The organism is Aureimonas jatrophae, from assembly GCF_900104035.1.
GTDB lineage: Bacteria > Pseudomonadota > Alphaproteobacteria > Rhizobiales > Rhizobiaceae > Aureimonas > Aureimonas jatrophae.
Map to the genome: position 1 here is coordinate 49,603 of NZ_FNIT01000015.1, position 21,569 is coordinate 71,171.

Genomic DNA, 21,569 nt, shown 5'->3' on the forward strand with positions numbered 1-21,569 from the left:
ATACCGATGCTGTATTTCGCGCGCTGGAAGACCATTCTCATCTGGCTGGCCGTCCTGGCGGGTATCCTGTTCGCGCTGCCGAATGTTCTGACCGAGAGCCAGCGCGCCAGTCTTCCCGGTTTCCTGCCCGATCGGCCGATGACGTTGGGTCTCGACCTTCAGGGCGGATCCTACGTCCTGCTGGAGGTCGATCGCGCCTCGCTCGTCAACGATCGACTACAAAGCCTCCGCGACGACGTGCAGGTCAGTCTGCGTGGCGCGAATGTCGGCTTCAACAGCGTCACCGAGCAGAATGGCGGCGTTCAGTTCACGCTTCGCGATCCGACGCAGGGCGACGCGGCGCGCACCGCGCTGCAGGGCCTGACGTCCCCGATCTCCACCAGCCTCCTGGCGGGCGGCTCCGTGACGGAGACGGAACTCGCCGAGATCCAGCCGAACACCTACCGGCTGACGCTGACCGACGCCGGCATCAACTACCGGCTGTCCACGGCGGTATCGCAGTCGATCGAGGTCGTGCGCCGCCGCGTCGACGAGCTTGGCACCACCGAGCCGGTGATCCAGCGCCAGGGCCTTGATCGCATCATGGTGCAGGTGCCGGGCTTGCAGGATCCCGATCGCCTCAAGAATCTTCTGAATCAGACCGCTCGCCTGACCTTCCGCTTGGTGGACGTCAACAACTCCGCACAGGCCGTTGCGGCCGGTCAGCAACCGGCACCGGCCGGATCCGAGTTGCTGCAGACCACCGACAACCCGCCCGCTCCGATCCTGGTGCAGCGCCAGGTGATGATCGCCGGCGACAACCTGACCGACGCGCAGGCAGGGTTCGACCAGCAGACCAATCAGCCGGTGGTCAACATCCGCTTCAACTCCGTCGGTGCCCAGCGCTTCGGACAGGTGACACGCGACAACGTGAACCGGCCCTTCGCGATCGTTCTCGACGACAAGGTCCTGTCCGCTCCCAATATCCGCGAGCCCATCCTCGGTGGGCAGGCTCAGATCTCCGGCAACTTCACGGTCCAAACCGCCAACGATCTGGCGGTGCTGCTTCGTGCCGGTGCCTTGCCCGCGACACTCGATATCATCGAGGAGCGGACGGTCGGTCCCGGCCTCGGCGCGGACTCGATCGCCGCCGGCCAGAACGCCGGCATCATCGGCGGCGTCTTCGTGATCGCCTTCATGCTGATCGCCTACGGGTTCCTCGGCATCATCGCGAACATCGCGTTGATTGTGAACGTCATTCTTCTCGTGGCGGTCCTGTCGGTTCTCGGTTCGACGCTGACGCTTCCCGGTATCGCCGGCATCGTGCTCACCATGGGCATGGCGGTCGACTCCAACGTTCTGATCTACGAGCGCATCCTGGAAGAGCGGCGACAGGGTCGGTCCGTCGTCCAGTCGATCGACGCTGGCTTCCACAAGGCCCTCGGCACGATCATGGACGCGAACATCACGACGCTGATCGCGGCTGCCGTTCTCTTCTTCCTGGGTTCCGGTCCCGTGCGCGGCTTCGCCGTGACGCTGGCGCTCGGCATCTTCACGACGATCTTCACCGCGCTGACCCTGACGCGCTGGATGGTGGCCTTCTGGGTTCGCCGTCGCCGTCCGAAGGAGGTGCCGCGCGGCTACAACTTCATTCCGCATGGAACGAAGATCCGGTTCATGGCGATCCGCAAATGGGCCTTCGCCACAACGCTGAGCCTGTCGATTCTGGCCATTGCCAGCGTCTTCGTCGGCGGCCTTAACTTCGGTATCGACTTCACGGGCGGCACCGTTCTCGAACTGCGCGCCAAGGGCGAGGCGGCGGATGTCGGGAAGATCCGCGACGACCTGTCGCCGATCGTCGAGGGCGACATCCAGGTTCAGGAGTTCGGCAGCCCACGCGACGTTCTGATTCGCTTCGCGGTGCAGCCACAGGATGCGACCACCCCTCAGGCCAGCGTCAACGCCGTTCGTGGCGCCTTGGCTCAGGACTACGATTTCCAACGCGTCGAGGTGGTCGGTCCGACCGTGTCCGGCGAGCTCGCTTGGGCCGCGATCTTCGGTGTCGGAGCGGCGATGCTTGCCATTGCCGTCTACGTCTGGCTTCGCTTCGAATGGCACTTCGCGATTGGTGCGTTGCTGGCGACCGCGCATGACGTAGCGATGGCGATGGGATTCCTTGTCGTCTCGCAACTGGAGTTCAACCTATCGACCATCGCAGCGCTGCTGACGATCGTCGGCTACTCGTTGAACGACACCGTGGTCGTGTTCGATCGCATCCGCGAGAACCTCCGCAAGTACAAGAAGATGCCGATCTCGGACATCATCGACCTGTCATTGAACGAGACGCTATCCCGCACGATGCTGACGGCCGTCACGCTCGTGCTGGCGCTGGTCGCGCTCTACGGCTTCGGCGGGGACGTTATCCGGGTCTTCGTCGCGCCGATGCTCGTGGGCGTCCTGGTCGGCGTCTACTCGTCGATCTTCATCGCGGCGCCGGTCCTTATCTACTTCCGGCTGCGGCCCGACAGCATCAAGGGCGGTACCGCGGACGAGGGGGCGGCGGCCCCGCCATCGGGTGGCGCGACGGCCGGCAAGGTCTGATCGGGTATGGCCAGCGAACAGGTCATCCGCGAGGCGCATTACCCGCGTCGCGCACCGATCGACGCTTACGGGTCGGGCGGTTTCCGATTTGCCGACATGTCGCATCGCGGCTCCGTGCTGTGTCTGCCGTCCGGCATCTGGGGTTGGGACGCGACCGCGGAGGCTGCGTTCGGCGGCGAGCGTCTCCTGAAGGTCTTCGAGGAACGCGACGAGATCCGGTTTTTTCTCTACGGAACCGGTCGGGACATTCGTCGCCTGCCTGCGGCGCTGACGGACCGGTTCCGTTCGGCCGGCATTTCGGTCGATCCGATGTCGACCGGTGCAGCCGTGCGGACCTACAACATCATGCTGGCCGAGGGGCGGCCGGTCGGCGCTGCCCTGATCGCGGTGGACTGAGCCCGTGAGTTCCGCTGGTCATGCCGTTGCGCTGGACGGCTTCGCGGAGTGTGCGCGGCTTGTGGCGGACGGCGATCCGGACCGGGCGGTATCGGTCGGCTTTGCGCCGGCGGACCGACGGGACGCGCTCAACGCGCTCTATGCCTTCAATCTCGAAACGGCGCGCGTCCGCGATCATGTCAGCCAACCGTTGCCCGGCGAGATCCGGTTGCAGTGGTGGCGCGATCGCATCGAGGCCGAAAGAGGCTCCGAGAATCCGGGGCAGGGATCTCCGGTGGCAGCCGCGCTCGTCGAGACGATCCGGCAGCACGATCTTCCGGTCGACGCCTTTGATCGGTTCCTGGAAGCGCGCATCTTCGATCTCTATGATGACCCGATGCCCTCGGTCGTGGATTTCGAGGCCTATGCCGGACACACCGCATCGACGCTAATCGTTCTGTCGTCGATGATTCTCGGCCGGGACGACGCTCACCGCGTTACGGAAGCAGCTGGGCACGCCGGCGTCGCCCAGCTCGCGGTCGGCGTCCTGCGACTGGCACCGCTGCACCGTCGTCGCAACCAGGTCTTCGTGCCACTTGACCTGCTGGAAGCGGCGGGGACCGATCCGGCCGGTTGGCTCGAGGGTGGCGTTGCTGCGAAGCGAGCGGAGGCGGCGATGATGGCGATGGCGTCCGATCACCTCGAAAAGGCTCGGAGGCAGTTGCAGTCCGTGCCACGTCAGTTCCGTCCGGCCTTCCTGCCGGCCTTGCTCACGGCCCGGCATCTCGCCAAGTTGCAGGGTGGTGCATCGGGCCCTGTCGGTCCGGTCGACCGTCTCTGGTTCTACTGGCGGAGCATGCGCGGTTGACCGCAGCGCTGCGTGGCGCAGGCACGGGACGTATCGCCAACCTCGCACGCGCGTCGGTGCGGGCTTTGCAGCAAGCGACCGCTCGCTTTCCGATCACGACGCTTCTGATCACCGCTTTCGGGCTGCTTGCCGTCATCGAAGAACTCAGCGCAACGCCTGCTGCCGTGCCGACCGCCCGCCTTCTGGCGGTTTTGAGCGGTGCGGCGGCCGCCTCGCTGGCCGGCCATCTTCTGGTGGAAGGGCGATGGGCAGGCGCGGTGGGGCGTTCACTGGTCGCGGCGGCCTGCGCCGCGGTGGCCGGATGCGCGCTTTGGATCGCGGAACCGTTCGCGCTCTACGGGCCGATTCTGATCGCCACATGCGTTGGGGCGGTGCCGGTGCTCGGGATGGCCGGACGGGGTACGGCGGCCGACTACTGGAGTTTCGTGCTCTGGACCACGGCCGGGATCGCACTCGCCTTTTTGGCCGTCCTGGTCTTTTCGATCGGCGTGTATGCGATCCTTCAGATGCTCGAATATCTGTTGGACGTTCCGCGCTTCTATCGCGTCGAGTCCGCCGTATGGGTCGCCGCCATCACATGGGTCGGGCCGCTGGTCGCGTTGGGCCGGGTGCCGCACACCGGCGGTCCCGACATCGCGTTCAACCCGCAGGATCGGTTCGCCCGTACGGTTCGGCCGCTCACGGATTGGGTGCTGGCACCGCTTGTTCTGGCGGCGGCCGTGGTGATCCACCTGTATGCCGGACGCATTCTGGTGACCGGCGAGGTTCCGAGAGGCCAGGTCGGCTGGATCGTGTCGGTCTACCTGCTGGCGGTTTTCGCGCTTCGCCTGGCCATCGATCCCTTTGACGCGGAGGAAGCTGCCCCCGCTCGTGTCTTTCGCCGCGCGTGGGCTTGGCTTCTCGTCGTCCCGCTTGCGCTCCTCGGCTGTGCGCTGTGGCTGCGCGTCGCAAGCCAGGGCGTCACCGATAGCCGCTACTTCCTCGGCCTCTGGTGGTTGGCGGGAACGCTGATGCTGCTGGCGCAGGCGATACCCCGATGGCGCGGGGATATCCGCGTTCTATCCGCCATCCCCCTCATCCTATTGCTCCTGTCGACGTTCGGACCTTGGGGCGTCGCGGCCGTCGTCACGCACAGCCAACTTCAACTGATCCGGGAGGATCTCAAGGCGAGCGGCTCGCGAACGCCGGTCCCCGATGAGGTGGCGGACGCGGTCCGCTCCCGTTTGAACGCCTTGGCGAGCGTCGGAACGCTGCGGCAGGTGTCCACGCTGCTCCCGGACGAACGCCAAACCGACCCTGTGTGGTCCCGGTCAGACCTCGACGTCGGTGCGGTCGTTGCCATTCTCGGCTTCGCGCCGGCGGCGTCGCAAACGGCACCCATTCAATACTTCGTCGCTCGGACCGGCGAGCCTCTCGACCTCCGCGGCTATGACACCGCCGCGTCGTTGCGGGCCGGAGAGACGCGCCGTCCGTCCGCCCCATTCGACGTCCAGTTGACCGCGACTGCGCCCTCGCAGCTGAGCGTTCGGGTCGGCACCGTCACCGATGCCGTCGAGCTCGGCCCGCTTCTGGCCCTTGTGCCGTGGGCGGATAACGCGACGATCGCGACATCACTGCCGGTCGTTGTGGATTTGACGACCGTTGTGGGTCGCCGTTTGCGGATCCAGGTCGACCAAGCGGAGCTGCAATCGGATGACCGGCTTGTCGTCCTGTCGGCGACGTACCTATGGAACGAAGCCGAATGGCTCACGCCTACTCCGCCGCGATAGCGTCGACGGCTCCAAGACCGAGCCACGACCGACAGTCGGCGAGAGCACGGGCCGAGAGCGCATGCTTTTTGGCGACCGTCTTCTCCTTGCCGCGCAGCCGCTTTCCCGCCTCCCGCGGGACCTCGACCGGCGGAAACAAGCCGAAGTTGACGTTCATCGGTTGAAACGAGCGCTTCCCGCCTTCTTCCTCGCTGGTGAGGTGACCGCCCGTGATGTGAGCGAGAAGGGCGCCCATCGCCGTCGTGGGCGGAGGGGGTGAGGCGGTCTGACCCAGGGCCTCGGCTGCGGCGAAGCGTCCGGCCATGAGCCCGACCGAGGCGGACTCGACATAGCCTTCGCAACCGGTGATCTGCCCGGCAAAACGTAGCGCAGGGCGGCTCTTCAGGCGAAGCGTTGCGTCGAGCAGCGTCGGCGAGTTGAGATAGGTGTTGCGATGGAGGCCGCCGAGCCGGGCGAACTCCGCGTTCTCCAGTCCCGGAATGGTCCGGAAGACGCGCACCTGATCGGCGTAGCGCAGCTTCGTTTGAAAGCCGACCATGTTGTAGAGCGTGCCCAGCGCATTGTCCTGACGCAGCTGCACGACGGCATGGGGTTTGGTAGCCGGGTCATGAGCGTTGGTCAGACCCATCGGCTTCATGGGCCCCCAGCGCAGCGTCTCGGGTCCGCGCTCGGCCATGACCTCGATCGGGAGGCAGCCGTCGAAGTAGGGCGTGCCTTCCCATTCGCGGAACTCGGTCTTCTCGCCAGCCAAAAGGGCGGCGATGAAACCCTCGTACTGTTCCCGGCTCATGGGGCAGTTGACATAGTCCTTGCCCGTGCCGCCCGGACCGACCTTGTCGTAGCGCGACTGGAACCAAGCCTTCGTCATGTCGATCGTGTCGAAGTGAACGATCGGCGCGATCGCGTCGAAGAAGGCGAGGGCATCCGAGCCGGTCTGCGAACGGATCGCCTCCGCGAGCGCCGGTGCCGTCAGAGGACCGGTGGCCACGATCGTCGGACCCCATTCGGCCGGCGGCAAGCCACCGATCTCTTCACGACGCACCTCGATCAACGGATGCGCGTCGATCTCCGCCGTCACGCGTTCGGCGAACCCGTCCCGGTCCACCGCCAGCGCGCCGCCCGCCGGAACCTGATGGGCATCGGCGCAGCGCATGATCAGCGAGCCGGCAAGACGCATCTCGGCATGTAGCACGCCGACCGCATTCGACTGCGCATCGTCGGAGCGGAATGAGTTCGAGCAGACGAGTTCGGCCAGATGATCGGTCTTGTGGGCGTCGGTCCCGCGCGTCCCGCGCATCTCGTGGAGCACGACGGGAACGCCCGCCTGCGCGATCTGCCATGCGGCCTCGGAACCGGCGAGGCCGCCGCCGATGATATGGATGGGTGTCTGGGTCATCCCATCATTTTATCAGTCGCCAGCGTCGGGCGAAAGCGCGGAGGCCGGCTTACAGGAAGCTGCCCGCCGACTGTTCGCGCCAGTCCGTCAAGGCGCTGCGCAGATCGGACTGGAACCGGTAGCCGCTCTCGGTCAGCCAACCGGGATGGATCCGGGTGGAGAACACGAGCTTTGCGATGCGCTCGCGGTCGATCCCGTTGCGCAAGCCGACCTTGTTCAGAACCTCGAACGGCAGGGCGGCCGCGTTCATCGCGGCAAGCGGTACGAGCGCGCGCGGCGGCTTGAAGCCGGCGACCGACTCGAACGTCCGGCAGATGTCCTCGATCGTGTAGGCGTCGGGATAGCAGAAGTTATAGAGGATGACGGGCTCGTCGCGGTCGAGCGCGAAGCGCATCGTGCGCACCAACTCGCCGACATAACCGCCGCTTTTGATCGTGTCGCGTCGGCCCGGATAAACGAAGATGCCCCGTCGAAGGGCCTGGGCAAGACGTGTGTAGTTACCGCCTTCGCCTGCGCCGAAGACCACCGCCGGCCGGACGATCACGAGGCGCCGCCCGGTTTCCGCCGCCTGCCACTCGCGATGCACGCCTTCCGCCAGGAGCTTCGATCGGCCGTAGTCCGACGTCGGCGTCGGGGTGGTCGTTTCGTCCTTGAGATCCTCGCCGGGACCGTACACCGCGATCGAGGACGTGAAGACGATGCGCTCGATCCCGGCCTCGCGGCAGAAGCGGACGACATTCGTCGCGCCTCCGACGTTGGCGAGATAGTATTCGTGCGGCTCGTGCCCGGGTGTGCGGTGCACGGCAGCGAGATTGTAGGCCTCGTCGAAGCGCGGATACGCGGCCGCGTGGAGCGGCTGCGTCAGGTCGTGAAGCCGGTATTCGACGCCATCGACCGGCTGCTTCGGGGCTGCGATGTCCACACTGACGAGCGGGTCGTAGCCGCGCGCCTTCAGGTCACGAAGGAGATGGGTTCCGATGAAGCCGGCCCCTCCGAAAACGACCGCACTGGTCATGCATCATTCCTCATGAGCTGAAGTCGCCGCGTCGGGGCTTAGGTGCTGCAGCGCACACTGGCAAGTCGTCTCGTCCTCATGGACCGCGCCGTTCGCCTCGGCGGACCCTGGAAACGACAACACCCGCCGGGGGAGGACCGGCGGGTGCTGTTTGGAAGCCTGCGATGGGAGGAGGGTTCGCAGGCTCTGGTCGCTCGGGCCCGTTGGGAGGAGGTTGGGCCCTTGCGAATGGGTCAGCGGGTCGCTCGACGAGCGATCTGCGGGATCTCGGCCCGGTCGATGCCAAGGTCCGAGAGTTCACGATGGGACAGCCGTCCCAACTCGCTGCAGGTCTCGCGGTAGCGCCGCCAGCTGCTGTAGGAGCGAAGAATGTTCATCACAGACCCCGAGCTGGACCAATGATCGAATCGTTTGAAACCGGAGGCGAACCCGTTCGGTTCGTCGTTGGCTAGAAGCTAGGCGCATGGCATGGGCTCCACCAGAACCAGCCTCGCATGGCAGCAATGCGGTTTGTGCATCGCAGCATGCGTCGTCGAGCCCTTTGCAGGTATGCGTTTCGCTGGACGGGCTAAGGCTTGCGATGGGCTACTGCACAGGCCAGCAGATAGGGTAGCTCGACACACCACGCATAGCGGGGCAGGGTTGTGGGTTGCGCGATATAGATGACGCGGGGCCCCGCTTTCAACTTTGACGCCTGGGACACCAATGCTATAGAGGCGCGCCGCGCGACCAAAGCGTTCGCGGCTGCCGTGCGGGTGTGGCGGAATTGGTAGACGCACCAGATTTAGGTTCTGGCGCCGAAAGCGTGGGGGTTCGAGTCCCTCCACCCGCACCACACTCCGGTAGACAACGAGAACACGAGACCGCCCCGGCGCTCGCGAAAAGGCGAGGGCGCCGGGCGTCAAAGCGAGGTAGACGATGCAGGTGACGGAAACCAAGGCCGAAGGCCTGAAGCGCGAGATCGAGGTCGTCGTGCCGGCTGCGGACCTTGAGGCGCGGCTGCAGACCCGCCTCTACGAGGCGAAGGACCGGGTGCAGCTCAAGGGTTTCCGCCCCGGCAAGGTCCCGATGGCGCACATGCGCAAGACCTACGGCCGCTCGATGATGGCCGAGATCGTCAACGAGATTCTGAACGAGACGCCCCGGTCGGTGATCGCCGACCGCAAGGAGCGCTCGGCGATGCAGCCCGAGATCCAGATGACCGAGGACGAGGGCGAGGCCGAGAAGGTCCTGCGCGGCGAGAGCGATTTCCGCTTCACCGTCGCCTACGAGACCCTGCCGACCTTCGATCTGAAGGAGACCGGCAATATCAAGATCGAGCGTCCGGTCGTCGAGATCGCCGAGGACGAGGTCGAGGAGCAGGTCAAGCGCATCGCCGAGAACGCGCGCACCTTCCAGCCGAAGGATGGCGCGGCCGAGAATGGCGACCGCGTGACGATGGACTTCGTCGGCAAGGTCGACGGCGAGGCTTTCCAGGGTGGCACGGCCACCGACTCGAACCTCGTGCTCGGTTCCGGTCAGTTCATTCCCGGCTTCGAGGACCAGCTCGTCGGCGTGAAGGCCGGTGACGAGAAGACGGTCGAGGTCAAGTTCCCTGAGGATTACGGGGCCTCGCATCTCGCCGGCAAGGACGCGGTGTTCGATGTCACCGTGAAGGCCGTCGCGGCGCCCGATGCGATGGAGCTCGACGACGAGCTCGCCAAGAAGATGGGGCTAGAGTCGATTGCACGCCTGCGCGAGATCGTGCGTGGCCAGATCGAGTCGCAGTTCGGTCAGGCGACGCGCCAGAAGGTGAAGCGTCAGCTCCTCGACCAGCTCGACGCGGACTACGCGTTCGAGCTGCCGCAGAAGCTGGTGGACGCCGAGTTCAACAACATCTGGACGCAGGTCACGCGCGAGCTCGAGACCAGCGGCAAGTCGTTCGAGGATGAGGACACCACCGAGGAGAAGGCTCGCGAGGAGTATCGCAAGCTCGCGGAGCGCCGTGTGCGCCTCGGTCTCGTCCTGTCCGAGATCGGCGAGAAGGCCGGCGTGACCGTCTCCGACGAGGAGTTGCAGCGCGCGGTGATCGAGCAGGTCCGTCAGTACCCCGGTCAGGAGCAGCAGGTTTACGACTACTTCCGCAAGACGCCGGAAGCGGTTCAGAGCCTGCGTGCGCCGATCTACGAGGAGAAGGTGGTGGACCATCTGCTCGCGACGGTCGACGTGACCGACAAGACGGTCTCCAAGGAAGAGCTCCTGAAGGAAGACGATGAGGAAACGGCGGTAGCCGCCTGATCGTCATACGCTTTTAAACATGGAAGGGCTCGGCTACGCCGGGCCCTTTTTCGTTTCAGCGGGGGAGCCCGACTGGGACAACCCCTTTTCGCCATGCTGCGCTGCCATAGCTGTGGGCCCTCTCCGACCCATAGACCGAACGGACCATTCATGATCCGACGCGCTGCCTGGGCGTTTGTGCTCGTCCTTTTGACTGTTCTGCCGGCTGCAGCCCAGCTACCCACCCTGCCGGGCTTGAGCGGCACGACGGGCTCTGCGCCAGCTGCCGATCGATCGGCCGAGGATCGTCAAAGTCTCGATGACCTGATCGGCATTCTGGAAAACGAGGCGACCCGCAACCGTCTCATCGAGTCGCTGAAAGCATCCGCCTATCGTCCGGCGGACGGACAGTCTTCCGGCAGCACGCAGGCCGGCGCAGAAGCGGGCGATGAAACCATCGTCGACAGCGTCCCGGCCTATCTGGCCGATACTGTCCGCGGGTCGGTGGAAGCGGTGCGCGAGACCGTCGTCCAGTTCGGCGAGATCGCGGGCCAGGGCGCGAACTTCCTGGCGGGTGCCCAATGGATCGACCTCCCGCGCATCTGGCTGGCCCTGCAACCGATCCTGATCGTGATCGTGGTCGTGATCGCCACCCGCTTGGCCCTGCGCTTCGCCGCACGTCCGATCGAGCGATGGATCGTGTCCCGCGACGACCGTCGCTCGCCGCTGCGTCGACTGCTCCTTCTGGCGCTCGCCACGATCGTGGATGGCGCGACGATCGTTCTGGCAGCCGCCTGCGGGCATCTGGCCGCACTCTGGCAGCAAGGCGGGCCGCCGACCTTCAACCAGGCGCTCTTCCTGAACGCGTTCGTGTTGACGGAAATGATCCGGCTGGGACTGGCTGCGTTCGTGGTTCCTCGACACCGTCCGCTACGGCTCACGCCCTTCAGCGATGGGCAGGCGGCCTACTGGTATCGGCGCCTTGCGCTTCTGGTTTCGCTTCTCGGCTACACCTTTCTGTTCGTCGCACCGATCGTGCAGACCAACTCGTCGATCGCCGCATCGAACGCCGTTCGCTTCATCGCCGTCACGCTGGTCTTCGTCTCGATGCTGACGCTGATCGTCGTGAACACGCACCACGTCGGCGGGCGACTGCAACGGGCCTACCGGAACGGTGACCATTCGTTTCAGGCGCGGTTCTACGCGTTCCTGGGGACGATCTGGTACCTGCCGGCGATCTCCTTCATCTTCGCCCTTTACGCGGTCTGGTTGTCGAGCCCGCGTTCCGGCTTCCAGTTCATGCTGAGCGCCTCGCTTCGGTCCGTTGCGGCCATGGCGATCGGTGGCCTGATCGTGACGATCCTCAGTCGTTTCATCGTGCAGGGCTTCCGCATCCCGGAGGGAACCAAGGCTCGTTTCCCGCTTCTCGAGCGCCGGATCAACAGCTTCATTCCGCGGCTTCTTCTGGTGCTCCGCGTGCTGGTGATCCTGATCGTGCTGGGCGTCATCCTCGACGCTTGGTCGATCCTGGACTTCGCGAACGTCCTGCAAAGCGACCTGACGGGTCGGGCCATGCGTGGGACGTTGGGCGCGCTGCTCATCCTCTTTCTTGGGTTCGTCGCCTATCTCGTTGTCTCGTCATGGGTCGAGTACCGTTTGAACCCCAACTACGGATCGGTTCCGACCTCGCGCGAGCGCACCCTGCTCGCGCTGTTCCGCAATGCCTTCACGGTCGCGCTGGCGGTGATCGTCATGATGCTCGTGCTCTCGCAGCTTGGCATCGATATCGCGCCGCTTCTGGCGGGTGCCGGCGTCGTCGGTCTGGCGATCGGGTTCGGCGCGCAGAAGCTGGTGCAGGACATCATCACCGGCGCGTTCATCCAGATCGAGAACGCGTTGAACGAGGGCGACGTCGTGCAGCTCGGCTCGGTGTCGGGCGTGGTCGAGAAGCTGACGATCCGCTCCGTTTCGCTGCGCTCGCTCGACGGCACCTATCACCTGATCCCATTCTCCTCGGTGGATCAGGTCTCCAACATGACGAAGGACTTCTCGAACTTCGTCGCGGACGTCGCCGTCGCGTATCGCGAGGATGTCGAGGAGGTGAAGGCGGCGATGCAGGAGGCGTTCGATCGGGTGCGGTCCGGCGAGCAGGGCATCAACATCATCGCCGACTTCGAGATGCTTGGCGTCGAGATGCTGGGCGACAACGCAGTCACGGTGCGCGGCCGCATTCGGACGCTGCCCGGCAAGCAATGGCCGGTCGGACGGATCTACCGGCAGGTCATCAAGACGCTGCTGGACGAGCGCGGCATCGAGATTCCGTTCCCGCAAACGACGGTGTGGTTCGGCGAGAACAAGAACCATGAGGCGGCGCCTCTGCGCATTGCACAGCCGGCACCCGATCCGGCGAGCGAACCGGCTCCGAGGGCGGACGAACGCCGCCGGGATGCCTCCCTCCATACGCTCGAGCGCAACCCGGACGGAACGCTGATTCCGCCAAGCTCGCGCGAGGATGACGTGGACGATGGGCCACAGCGCTGAGCGCACGTCGCGTGCCTTGCGAAGGCGCGGTCCCGCGCCCTATCTGTCGAGAGCCGACCGGGCCACGTTGATTCGGCGCGGTCCCCGCCTTCTTCGAACGACCATCTTGAAAGACGATCCATGAGACACCCGATCGAAACGGCCATGAACCTTGTCCCCATGGTGGTCGAGCAGACGAACCGGGGCGAGCGGGCCTACGACATCTTCTCGCGCCTTCTGAAGGAGCGCGTGATCTTCATCACGGGACCGATCGAGGACGGCATGGCGACGCTGGTCTGCGCGCAGCTGCTGTTCCTGGAGGCGGAGAACCCCAAGAAGGAGATCAATCTCTACATCAACTCGCCCGGTGGCGTGGTGACCAGCGGCATGGCGATCTACGACACCATGCAGTTCATCAAGCCGGCGGTCTCGACGCTGTGCATCGGACAGGCGGCCTCGATGGGTTCGCTGCTCCTGTGCGCCGGGCACAAGGACATGCGTTTCGCCACGCCGAACGCACGCATCATGGTGCACCAGCCGTCCGGCGGCTTCTCGGGTCAGGCCTCGGACATCGAGCGCCATGCCCAGGACATCATCAAGCTGAAGCGCCGTCTCAACGAGGTCTATGTCGAGCATACCGGCCAGGACTACGAGACCATTGAACGGACCCTCGACCGCGACCATTTCATGACGGCGGACGAGGCCAAGGCATTCGGCCTGATCGACAAGGTCTATTCGTCGCGCGAGGCGCTCGAGGCGACGGTCGCGAGCGGAAGCTGACGACGCGCTCCCGTCCTTGATCTGGCCATACGCGCCCCGTAGCCTGCGACGTTCGCCGGCCAGTTGGGCGCGTTAAGCTGCGATCAAGGATGGATCCGCTAACTTGGATGCGCAAATCCGTCACATGGGCGGATTTGACCTTCGCATCCGGCGGTTGCCACCGGCGCGTCGCAGCATAGGATTGTGGAAGGGTCGCCTGGTGACCCGTCGCCGTGCCTTGGTCGAGGGGCGCGGAACCGAAGGGAAGAACGATGAGCAAAGTGAGCGGCGGCGACAGCAAGAACACGCTCTACTGCTCTTTCTGCGGAAAGAGCCAACACGAAGTCCGCAAGCTGATCGCCGGCCCGACGGTCTTCATCTGCGACGAGTGCGTCGAACTCTGCATGGACATCATCCGGGAGGAGAACAAGTCCTCCATGGTGAAGTCGCGCGAGGGCGTGCCGACACCGCAGGAGATCATCGCGGTTCTTGACGACTACGTCATCGGTCAGGGCTTCGCCAAGAAGGTCCTCTCGGTCGCGGTCCACAACCACTACAAGCGGCTGGCGCACGCGCAGAAGAACAACGACGTCGAGCTGGCCAAGTCCAACATCCTGCTGATCGGCCCGACCGGTTGCGGCAAGACCCTTCTGGCTCAGACGCTCGCCCGTATCCTCGACGTGCCCTTCACGATGTCGGACGCCACCACGCTGACCGAGGCCGGCTACGTGGGCGAGGATGTCGAAAACATCATCCTCAAGCTGCTCCAGTCGGCCGACTACAATGTCGAGCGCGCGCAACGCGGCATCGTCTACATCGACGAGATCGACAAGATCTCGCGCAAGTCCGACAACCCGTCGATCACCCGCGACGTGTCGGGCGAGGGCGTGCAGCAGGCGCTCCTGAAGATCATGGAAGGCACCGTCGCCTCCGTGCCTCCTCAGGGCGGTCGCAAGCATCCGCAGCAGGAGTTCCTGCAGGTGGACACGGCCAACATCCTGTTCATCTGCGGCGGCGCCTTTGCCGGTCTCGACCGCATCATCTCGGATCGCGGTCGCAAGACCTCGATCGGCTTCGCGGCCAACGTCGAGAGCCCCGAGGATCGCCGTACCGGCGAGCTCTTCCGCAAGGTCGAGCCCGAGGATCTCCTGAAGTTCGGCCTCATTCCCGAGTTCGTCGGCCGTCTTCCGGTTCTGGCGACCTTGGAGGACCTCGACGAGCCGGCGCTCGTGCAGATCCTGGTCGAGCCGAAGAACGCCTTGGTCAAGCAGTACCAGCGCCTGTTCGAGATGGAGAACGTCGAGCTGTCCTTCCACGAGGACGCTCTCAAGGCGATCGCCCGCAAGGCCATCGAGCGCAAGACCGGAGCACGCGGACTTCGCTCCATCATGGAGTCCATGCTCCTTGACACGATGTTCGACCTGCCGACGCTCGAAGGCGTGCAGGAGGTCGTCATCTCCGAGGACGTGATCGACGGCAATGCGCGGCCCCTCTACATCTACGCCGAGCGCAAGGACGAGAAGGAGAACGTCAGTGCCTGACGCCTGCTCCGCACGGACGCTTCGCTAGATTTCTGATGAGGCCCGTTCCGGTTCAGCCGGGACGGGCCTTTTGCTGAGGCGGACCGTCCGCGATCCGCGTTCGCACTGTTCACAAGCCTGTCGCATTGCGCTGCGGGAACGCGTTGAAGTCCCGCGCTCGCGCGACCACATATTCGAGGACGAGAGGCTCGTCCGACCGGTGCCGATCATGGGCCGATCGGGGCGAGGCCATCGGCGGCAACTGCCGCAGAAAGGACTGTCATGCCGACTTCGAAGACCACTCCGCAGGCCGGACCGTTTCCGGTTCTCCCACTGCGCGACATCGTCGTCTTCCCGCACATGATCGTGCCCCTCTTTGTCGGGCGCGAAAAGTCGATCAAGGCGCTCGAAGAAGTCATGGGCGCCGACAAGCAGATCTTGCTTGCGACCCAGCGTAACGCGAGCGACGAAGATCCCGCTCCCGACGCGATCTACGAGCTGGGAACGCTGGCCAACGTCCTGCAGCTTCTGAAGCTTCCCGACGGCACCGTGAAGGTTCTGGTCGAGGGCGTCGCTCGCGCGCGTGTCGAGAGCTTCACGGATCGCGCCGAATGGCACGAGGCCGTTGCTACGGTCGTGCCGGAGGTCGACGAGGACCCGGTCGAGATCGAGGCGCTGGCGCGCTCGGTGATCGCGGAGTTCGAAAACTACGTCAAGCTGAACAAGAAGATCAGCCCGGAAGTCGTTGGCGCCGCAGGGCAGATCGACGATTACTCCAAGCTTGCCGATACGGTCGCGTCCCACCTCGCGATCAAGATTCCCGAGAAGCAGGAGATGCTCGGCATCATCTCGGTGCGCGAGCGTCTGGAGAAGGCGCTTGGCTTCATGGAAGCCGAGATCTCGGTTCTCCAGGTGGAGAAGCGCATCCGCTCGCGCGTCAAGCGCCAGATGGAGAAGACGCAGCGCGAGTACTACCTGAACGAGCAGATGAAGGCGATCCAGAAGGAACTCGGCGACGGCGAGGAAGGCCGCGACGAGGTTGCCGAGATCGAGGAGCGCATCAAGAAGACAAAGCTGTCGAAGGAAGCCAAGGAGAAGGCGTCTGCCGAGCTGAAGAAGCTGAAGCAGATGAGCCCGATGTCGGCCGAAGCGACTGTGGTGCGCAACTACCTCGACTGGCTGCTTGGCCTGCCATGGGGCAAGGCGTCCAAGGTTCGCATCGATCTCAAGAAGGCCGAGGCGATTCTCGACGAGGAGCACTACGGCCTCGACAAGGTCAAGGAACGCATCGTCGAGTATCTCGCCGTGCAGAGCCGCCAGAACAAGCTGAAGGGTCCGATCCTGTGCCTCGTCGGTCCTCCGGGCGTCGGCAAGACGTCGCTCGCTAAGTCCATCGCGCGTGCGACGGGCCGCGAGTACGTGCGTATGGCGCTCGGCGGCGTTCGCGACGAGGCGGAGATCCGCGGTCACCGGCGCACCTACATCGGCTCCATGCCGGGCAAGGTGATCCAGTCGCTCAAGAAGGCGAAGCGCAACAATCCGCTCTTCCTGCTCGACGAGATCGACAAGATGGGCCAGGACTTCCGGGGCGATCCGTCCTCGGCGCTCCTGGAGGTGCTCGACCCCGAGCAGAACGCGACCTTCATGGACCACTACCTGGAGGTCGAGTACGACCTCTCGTCCACGATGTTCGTGACAACCGCCAATACGCTGAACATTCCCGGTCCCCTCATGGACCGCATGGAGATCATTCGGATCGCGGGTTACACCGAGGACGAGAAGATCGAGATCGCGAAGCGGCACCTCCTGCCCAAGGCGATCCGCGACCATGCGCTTCAGCCGGGCGAGTTCTCGGTCTCGCACGACGCCCTTCAGGCGATCGCGCAGCGCTACACCCGCGAGGCGGGCGTGCGGTCCTACGAGCGTGAGTTGATGAAGCTTGCCCGCAAGGCCGTCACGCAGATCCTCAAGGGCGAGACCAAGACTGTCGACGTGACGGCGGCGAACCTGGCGGACTACCTCGGCGTTCCCCGCTACCGTTTCGGCGAGATCGACGCGGAGGATCAGGTCGGCGTGGTCACGGGTCTGGCTTGGACCGAGGTCGGGGGCGAGCTGCTCACGATCGAAGGTGTCATGATGCCCGGCAAGGGCCGCATGACGGTCACGGGCAACCTGAAGGACGTCATGAAGGAGTCGATCTCGGCGGCCGCCAGCTATGTCCGTTCGCGGGCGCTGGACTACGGCATCAAGCCGCCGATCTTCGACAAGCGCGACATCCACGTCCACGTGCCGGAAGGGGCAACCCCGAAGGATGGACCGTCGGCTGGAACCGCGATGGCGACCGCCATCGTTTCGGTGATGACGGGCATCCCTGTGCGGCGCGATATCGCCATGACCGGTGAGATCACGTTGCGCGGCCGGGTGCTTCCGATCGGCGGTCTCAAGGAGAAGCTTCTGGCGGCGCTGCGAGGCGGCATCAAGAAGGTTCTGATCCCCGAGGAGAACGCCAAGGACCTCGTGGATATCCCGGACAACGTGAAGAACGAACTGGAGATCGTGCCGGTCTCGCGGATGGGCGAGGTGCTTCAGCATGCGCTCGTCCGCCAGCCGACCCCGGTCGAATGGAACGAGGCCGACGAGCCGCTGGCGGTGCCGGCGGCAGGTGACGAGAGCGGCGCCGCCGTCGCTCACTGACCCTTCGGCGCCTGTGCCCATCGGAATGCCGCCCTTCGGGGCGGCATTTTCGTGTGGAAACTCCTGCAAACGGGCTATTTGCCGCGAAACAGGGTTGCGACATGGTGGCCTTTTGAGCATCGTGGCGCACCTGAGTCGGTCAGCCCTTAGCGAACCCGGAGTCATTGGAATGAACAAGAACGAACTCGTCGCCGCCGTCGCCGAAAAGGCGAGCCTCTCCAAGCAGGACGCCGTCGGCGCGGTGGACGCCGTCTTCGAGGCGATGCAGGAGGCCATGGCGAAGGGCGACGACATTCGTCTCGTCGGTTTCGGCACGTTCTCCGTGTCGCACCGCGCCGCCTCGAAGGGCCGCAACCCTTCGACGGGCGCCGAGGTCGATATCCCGGCCCGTAACGTCGCGAAGTTCGCGCCGGGCAAGGGTCTCAAGGACTCGCTGAACCCCGGCAAGTAAGCTTTTCGTCCGCTCTCGCGGACGTTGGAATGAAGAGGGCCGGTCCTGCGCAAGCGGGACCGGCCCTTTCTTTTCGATCATCGCTCGCCGCGCCGTTGGCGGGCGGCGCGTGCACTTGTTACCCGATCACCGCGCCAGCGCCTGAAGTTCGCGTCGCGCCGCATCGAGCCCGGCGGCGAGAAGCGCGACGGCGTGCTCGGGACTGGCGGCTTCGACGTAGCAACGCAGCTCCGGCGCATTCCCGGACGGGCGGTAATGAACAGTGCTGCCGTTTCCGGTCGTCATGCGGACACCGTCCGCCGTATCGAGCGCCTCGACGCCTCCCTCGAATGCCAGCACCCGATCACGATAGGCGGCATCGGTTTCCAGCTGTGCGATGAAGCGCCGAGCGGCAACCATGTCCACCTCCGCAAGGCGATCGGAGGCTGCGGCCCCGGGCTTCAGGTCCGCGACGAGTCGGGACACGGGAAGTGACCTTTCCCTCCCATATGCCAGGAGCGACAGGATCGGGAGGAGGGCATCCCGCGTTTGGAGCGCCTCGATATGGCGTCCGTCCCGCTCCACTGGGGATCCGAGCAGCACCCCTCCGTTGGCCTCGAAGCCGATGACCTCTTCGCCGTCGGCGAGAGCGTCCGTCATGCCTGCGATCACGAAGGGAGAACCCACCCGCGTCCGCCGGACGCTCCGCAGGAACGGCGCCTTCTCCATCGCCGAGGAGGAGGTGACCGGCGTCACGACCGTGGTCAGTCCGAGATACTGCGCGGTGAGCAGGCCGAGGATGTCGCCGCGCAGGATCGACCCGGTCTCGTCGGCCACGAGCGGGCGATCGGCATCGCCATCCGCCGACACGATCGCATCGAAGCGTCCGCTCGAACCCCATGCGCGCAGCGCCGCGACATCCTCGGGACGATGCGCTTCGGTGTCCACCGGCAGAAAGGCGTCGGAGCGACCCAGCGGCTCAACGCTTGCGCCGAGCCGCTTGAGCACGTCGACAAGAACGTCGCGAGCGACCGTGCTGTGCTGATAGACGCCGATGCGAGCACCGTTCAGTGCGGCCGGTTTGAAGAACGCGGTGTACCGCGCGACGTAGCGCTCCGTCAGCGTGTCATCCGCTACGGGAGCAGGACCGGCTTGCCGCTCCGCATCGCCGAACGGATCCGTGATCTCGAGGATCGCGGCTTCGTCGGCCTTTTCGATCTCGCCATCCGGCCGGTAGAACTTCAGGCCGTTTCGATCGTCGGGGATGTGGCTGCCCGTGACCATGACGGCCGGGACGGCGCGTCGCAGGCTCTCCAGCGCCAGGGCCGGGGTCGGCAGGGCGCCGCCATCAATGGCCTGCCATCCCAGTCTGCGCGCGGCCTCTATCACGTCCGTCGAGATGCGGGGGGACGAGGAGCGTAGGTCGCGGCCGACCAGAAGCGTGCGGTCGCCCGTCTGTCCGCGGGCCTCGAGATGGCGCAGGAAACGTCCGACCCAGAGACGGGTCGGCTCACCCTCCAGATCGACGACCAGACCGCGCAGGCCGCTCGTGCCGAATTTCAGGCTCGACGGGCTCATGTTCGCGCGTACACGTCCTCGACGCGTACGATATCGTCTTCGCCCGTGTAGGAGCCGACCTGCACCTCGATCAACCGCAGCTCGATCTTGCCGGGATTGTGCAGGCGATGCGTGCAGCCGATGGGCAGGTAGGCCGCTTCGTTCTCGTGAACGAGCTTGACCGTCGCGTCGATCGTGACCTCGGCCGTTCCCTGGACGACGATCCAATGCTCGGCCCGGTGGAAGTGCTTCTGCAGGCTGAGGCGGGCCCCTGGGTGAACGCAGATCTGCTTCACCTGGAAGCGCGTTCCGATGTCGATGCGCTGGTACCATCCCCACGGCCGATGGATTCGCCGGTGCTGGCCGGCCTCTTCGCGTCCCTCGGAATGGAGCTGCGCGACGAGACCCTTGACCTCCCCTGCGCGCTCGCGCGTCGTGACAAGGACCGCATCGGGCGTCGCGACGACGACGGCGTCGCTGATGCCGACGACGGCCGTCAGGATACCATCCGCACGAACCAGGCTTCCCTTGGTTCCCGCCAGCGATACCGGTCCTTCCACCACGTTGCCCGACGCATCGCGCGGTAGAACGTCATAGAGCGCGTTCCAAGCCCCGATATCGGACCAGCCGAACCGTGCGCGTACGACGCCGGCCCGGCGCGTCTTTTCCATGACCGCATAGTCGATCGAGATACGCGGCGCCTTCCCGAAGCTCGCGGCGTCGAGGCGGAGGAAATCAAGATCGCGCATCGCGCCTTCCAGCGCACCCCGGGCGCCATCCAGCACGCTCGCCGCGCCCTGCTCGAGTTCCTCGATCATCACGGCCGGGTCGAACAGGAAGTTGCCGCTGTTCCAGACGCAGCCTTCTTCGATCAGTTCCGCAGCTCGTGCCGCGTCAGGCTTCTCGATGAAACGGGCAACCTCGAAACTGCCGGCGGCCCGGTCGGGTCCGATCGGCTCGCCGACGGCGATGTAACCGTAGGCCGTGGAGGGATGATCCGGCGCGATGCCGAGCAGCATGATCCGACCGTCGCCAAGGGCGCCGGAACGAGCTGCCGGCACGGCGGCCTGACAGTCGCGGCGGAAGGCATCAGCATCATCCACCACATGGTCAGCCGCGACGACCAAGGCGATCGCACCCCGCTGCTGCGCCACGAGTGCTGCCACGGCGACGGCGGGCGCGGAGTCGCGACGCTCCGGCTCGAGCACGATGTCGGCCTCGACCCCAATCTCACGCAGCTGCTCCAGAACAATGAAGCGGAAGTCGCCATGCGTGAGAACGACCGGCTTCATGAAGCCATGGCCGCGAACCCGGAGTACCGTGTCCTGGAAGGTCGACCGCCCGGTTCCCGTCAGGGACACGAATTGCTTGGGCATCGAGTCTCGCGATACCGGCCAGAGCCGCGTTCCCGATCCGCCGCACAGGATGACCGGAACGATCGCTTCATGCTCCATAGGACGCACCTCACACTATCCGCTATGGCGAACCATCAACGGAAGGCCTCTATCATGGTGAGCTGAAAGCTTGAAGGCAGTGCAGCATGAGGCGCCGACATGCTTAATTCCGGCATGTCTACCGGATGAATAGGACCCCTCGTCCCTGTCAGCAGCTTCCGTCGCGTGCGACGACGACCTTGACGGTTTTGGCCATGATGCGCAGGTCGAGGAGGGTGGAGGCGTTGCGCACGTAGTAGCTGTCGTACTTGACGCGCGTGGCGTAGCTGGTGTCGGAGCGACCGTTGACCTGCCACATGCCGGTGAGGCCCGGCCGGGCGCGCTTGTAGGTCGAGAAGCGGTGGGCGTAGCGGTGCGCTTCCTCGTCGACGATGGG

Annotated in this window: 16 protein-coding genes and 1 tRNA gene; 11 read left to right on the forward strand and 6 right to left on the reverse strand. The window is 65.2% G+C overall.

Annotation, left to right across the window (positions count from 1 at the left end; genetic code table 11):
* The first annotated feature begins 6 nt into the window (after positions 1–6).
* From secD to BLQ76_RS20280, 4 genes are read left to right on the forward strand one after another with little or no spacing between them, the layout of a single operon-like run.
* Positions 7–2,580 (forward strand): protein translocase subunit SecD, encoded by a 2,574-nt coding sequence (gene secD, locus BLQ76_RS20265; RefSeq protein ID WP_090676962.1) that lies wholly within the window; start codon positions 7–9, stop codon positions 2,578–2,580.
* A 6-nt stretch (positions 2,581–2,586) separates the two neighbouring features.
* Complete coding sequence (locus BLQ76_RS20270; RefSeq protein ID WP_090676964.1) at positions 2,587–2,976, forward strand: Mth938-like domain-containing protein; 390 nt, start codon at positions 2,587–2,589, stop codon at positions 2,974–2,976.
* A gap of 4 nt (positions 2,977–2,980) precedes the next feature.
* Positions 2,981–3,823 carry a phytoene/squalene synthase family protein gene (locus BLQ76_RS20275; protein ID WP_244519753.1) on the forward strand — a complete coding sequence of 281 codons (843 nt, stop codon included), beginning with the start codon at positions 2,981–2,983 and terminating at the stop codon, positions 3,821–3,823.
* Positions 3,820–5,592, forward strand: coding sequence for a DUF4153 domain-containing protein (locus BLQ76_RS20280; protein ID WP_090676965.1), 1,773 nt, complete (start codon positions 3,820–3,822; stop codon positions 5,590–5,592). Before BLQ76_RS20275 ends, BLQ76_RS20280 begins: the two co-directional genes overlap by 4 nt.
* On the opposite strand, the gene trmFO is transcribed toward BLQ76_RS20280, so the two are convergent.
* The 3 genes from trmFO to BLQ76_RS20295 all read right to left on the reverse strand — a co-directional run bounded on the left by trmFO (position 5,576) and on the right by BLQ76_RS20295 (position 8,380).
* Positions 5,576–6,988 carry a methylenetetrahydrofolate--tRNA-(uracil(54)-C(5))-methyltransferase (FADH(2)-oxidizing) TrmFO gene (gene trmFO, locus BLQ76_RS20285; RefSeq protein ID WP_090676966.1) on the reverse strand — a complete coding sequence of 471 codons (1,413 nt, stop codon included), beginning with the start codon at positions 6,986–6,988 and terminating at the stop codon, positions 5,576–5,578. The two genes, BLQ76_RS20280 and trmFO, sit on opposite strands and share 17 nt — an antisense overlap.
* Before the next feature lie 49 nt (positions 6,989–7,037).
* Complete coding sequence (locus tag BLQ76_RS20290) at positions 7,038–8,003, reverse strand: NAD-dependent epimerase/dehydratase family protein (protein WP_090676968.1); 966 nt, start codon at positions 8,001–8,003, stop codon at positions 7,038–7,040.
* Between the two features lie 233 nt (positions 8,004–8,236).
* Positions 8,237–8,380, reverse strand: a complete 144-nt coding sequence (locus BLQ76_RS20295) for a DUF1127 domain-containing protein (protein WP_090676969.1) — start codon at positions 8,378–8,380, stop codon at positions 8,237–8,239.
* A 374-nt stretch (positions 8,381–8,754) separates the two neighbouring features.
* Between BLQ76_RS20295 and BLQ76_RS20300 the strand changes: the two genes are divergently transcribed.
* From BLQ76_RS20300 to BLQ76_RS20330, 7 genes are all read left to right on the forward strand, one after another.
* A tRNA-Leu gene (locus BLQ76_RS20300) sits at positions 8,755–8,838 on the forward strand.
* A gap of 83 nt (positions 8,839–8,921) precedes the next feature.
* Positions 8,922–10,280 (forward strand): trigger factor, encoded by a 1,359-nt coding sequence (gene tig / locus BLQ76_RS20305; RefSeq protein WP_090676971.1) that lies wholly within the window; start codon positions 8,922–8,924, stop codon positions 10,278–10,280.
* A gap of 150 nt (positions 10,281–10,430) precedes the next feature.
* The gene (locus BLQ76_RS20310) at positions 10,431–12,800 is read left to right on the forward strand and encodes a mechanosensitive ion channel domain-containing protein (RefSeq protein WP_170842690.1); all 2,370 of its coding nucleotides are present in this window, start codon (positions 10,431–10,433) and stop codon (positions 12,798–12,800) included.
* A gap of 120 nt (positions 12,801–12,920) precedes the next feature.
* The gene (locus BLQ76_RS20315) at positions 12,921–13,559 is read left to right on the forward strand and encodes an ATP-dependent Clp protease proteolytic subunit (RefSeq protein ID WP_090676974.1); all 639 of its coding nucleotides are present in this window, start codon (positions 12,921–12,923) and stop codon (positions 13,557–13,559) included.
* 251 nt (positions 13,560–13,810) lie between these two features.
* Positions 13,811–15,079, forward strand: coding sequence for an ATP-dependent Clp protease ATP-binding subunit ClpX (clpX, locus tag BLQ76_RS20320; RefSeq protein WP_090676975.1), 1,269 nt, complete (start codon positions 13,811–13,813; stop codon positions 15,077–15,079).
* 261 nt (positions 15,080–15,340) lie between these two features.
* Positions 15,341–17,752, forward strand: a complete 2,412-nt coding sequence (lon, locus tag BLQ76_RS20325) for an endopeptidase La (protein WP_090676977.1) — start codon at positions 15,341–15,343, stop codon at positions 17,750–17,752.
* A gap of 169 nt (positions 17,753–17,921) precedes the next feature.
* Positions 17,922–18,203, forward strand: coding sequence for an HU family DNA-binding protein (locus tag BLQ76_RS20330; protein ID WP_062016813.1), 282 nt, complete (start codon positions 17,922–17,924; stop codon positions 18,201–18,203).
* A 126-nt stretch (positions 18,204–18,329) separates the two neighbouring features.
* Here BLQ76_RS20330 and BLQ76_RS20335 read toward each other — a convergent pair whose 3' ends face one another.
* From BLQ76_RS20335 to BLQ76_RS20345, 3 genes are all read right to left on the reverse strand, one after another.
* Positions 18,330–19,760, reverse strand: a complete 1,431-nt coding sequence (locus BLQ76_RS20335; RefSeq protein ID WP_090676980.1) for a phosphomannomutase — start codon at positions 19,758–19,760, stop codon at positions 18,330–18,332.
* A complete protein-coding gene (locus BLQ76_RS20340) occupies positions 19,757–21,202 on the reverse strand; it encodes a mannose-1-phosphate guanylyltransferase/mannose-6-phosphate isomerase (protein WP_244519754.1) in 1,446 nt (481 codons plus the stop codon). The genes BLQ76_RS20335 and BLQ76_RS20340 overlap by 4 nt, the downstream gene beginning before the upstream one ends.
* 139 nt (positions 21,203–21,341) lie before the next feature.
* A partial coding sequence (locus BLQ76_RS20345; RefSeq protein WP_170842691.1) for a sugar transferase occupies positions 21,342–21,569 on the reverse strand: 228 nt, incomplete at its 5' end.

Excerpts from the sequence above, each read along its gene's own strand:
- secD (WP_090676962.1), top strand. The coding sequence starts at position 7 with ATGCTGTATTTCGCGCGCTGGAAGACCATTCTCATCTGGCTGGCCGTC.
- BLQ76_RS20270 (WP_090676964.1), top strand. The coding sequence starts at position 2,587 with ATGGCCAGCGAACAGGTCATCCGCGAGGCGCATTACCCGCGTCGCGCA.
- trmFO (WP_090676966.1), bottom strand. The coding sequence starts at position 6,988 with ATGACCCAGACACCCATCCATATCATCGGCGGCGGCCTCGCCGGTTCC.
- BLQ76_RS20290 (WP_090676968.1), bottom strand. The coding sequence starts at position 8,003 with ATGACCAGTGCGGTCGTTTTCGGAGGGGCCGGCTTCATCGGAACCCAT.
- BLQ76_RS20295 (WP_090676969.1), bottom strand. The coding sequence starts at position 8,380 with ATGAACATTCTTCGCTCCTACAGCAGCTGGCGGCGCTACCGCGAGACC.
- tig (WP_090676971.1), top strand. The coding sequence starts at position 8,922 with ATGCAGGTGACGGAAACCAAGGCCGAAGGCCTGAAGCGCGAGATCGAG.
- BLQ76_RS20310 (WP_170842690.1), top strand. The coding sequence starts at position 10,431 with ATGATCCGACGCGCTGCCTGGGCGTTTGTGCTCGTCCTTTTGACTGTT.
- BLQ76_RS20315 (WP_090676974.1), top strand. The coding sequence starts at position 12,921 with ATGAGACACCCGATCGAAACGGCCATGAACCTTGTCCCCATGGTGGTC.
- clpX (WP_090676975.1), top strand. The coding sequence starts at position 13,811 with ATGAGCAAAGTGAGCGGCGGCGACAGCAAGAACACGCTCTACTGCTCT.
- lon (WP_090676977.1), top strand. The coding sequence starts at position 15,341 with ATGCCGACTTCGAAGACCACTCCGCAGGCCGGACCGTTTCCGGTTCTC.
- BLQ76_RS20330 (WP_062016813.1), top strand. The coding sequence starts at position 17,922 with ATGAACAAGAACGAACTCGTCGCCGCCGTCGCCGAAAAGGCGAGCCTC.
- BLQ76_RS20335 (WP_090676980.1), bottom strand. The coding sequence starts at position 19,760 with ATGAGCCCGTCGAGCCTGAAATTCGGCACGAGCGGCCTGCGCGGTCTG.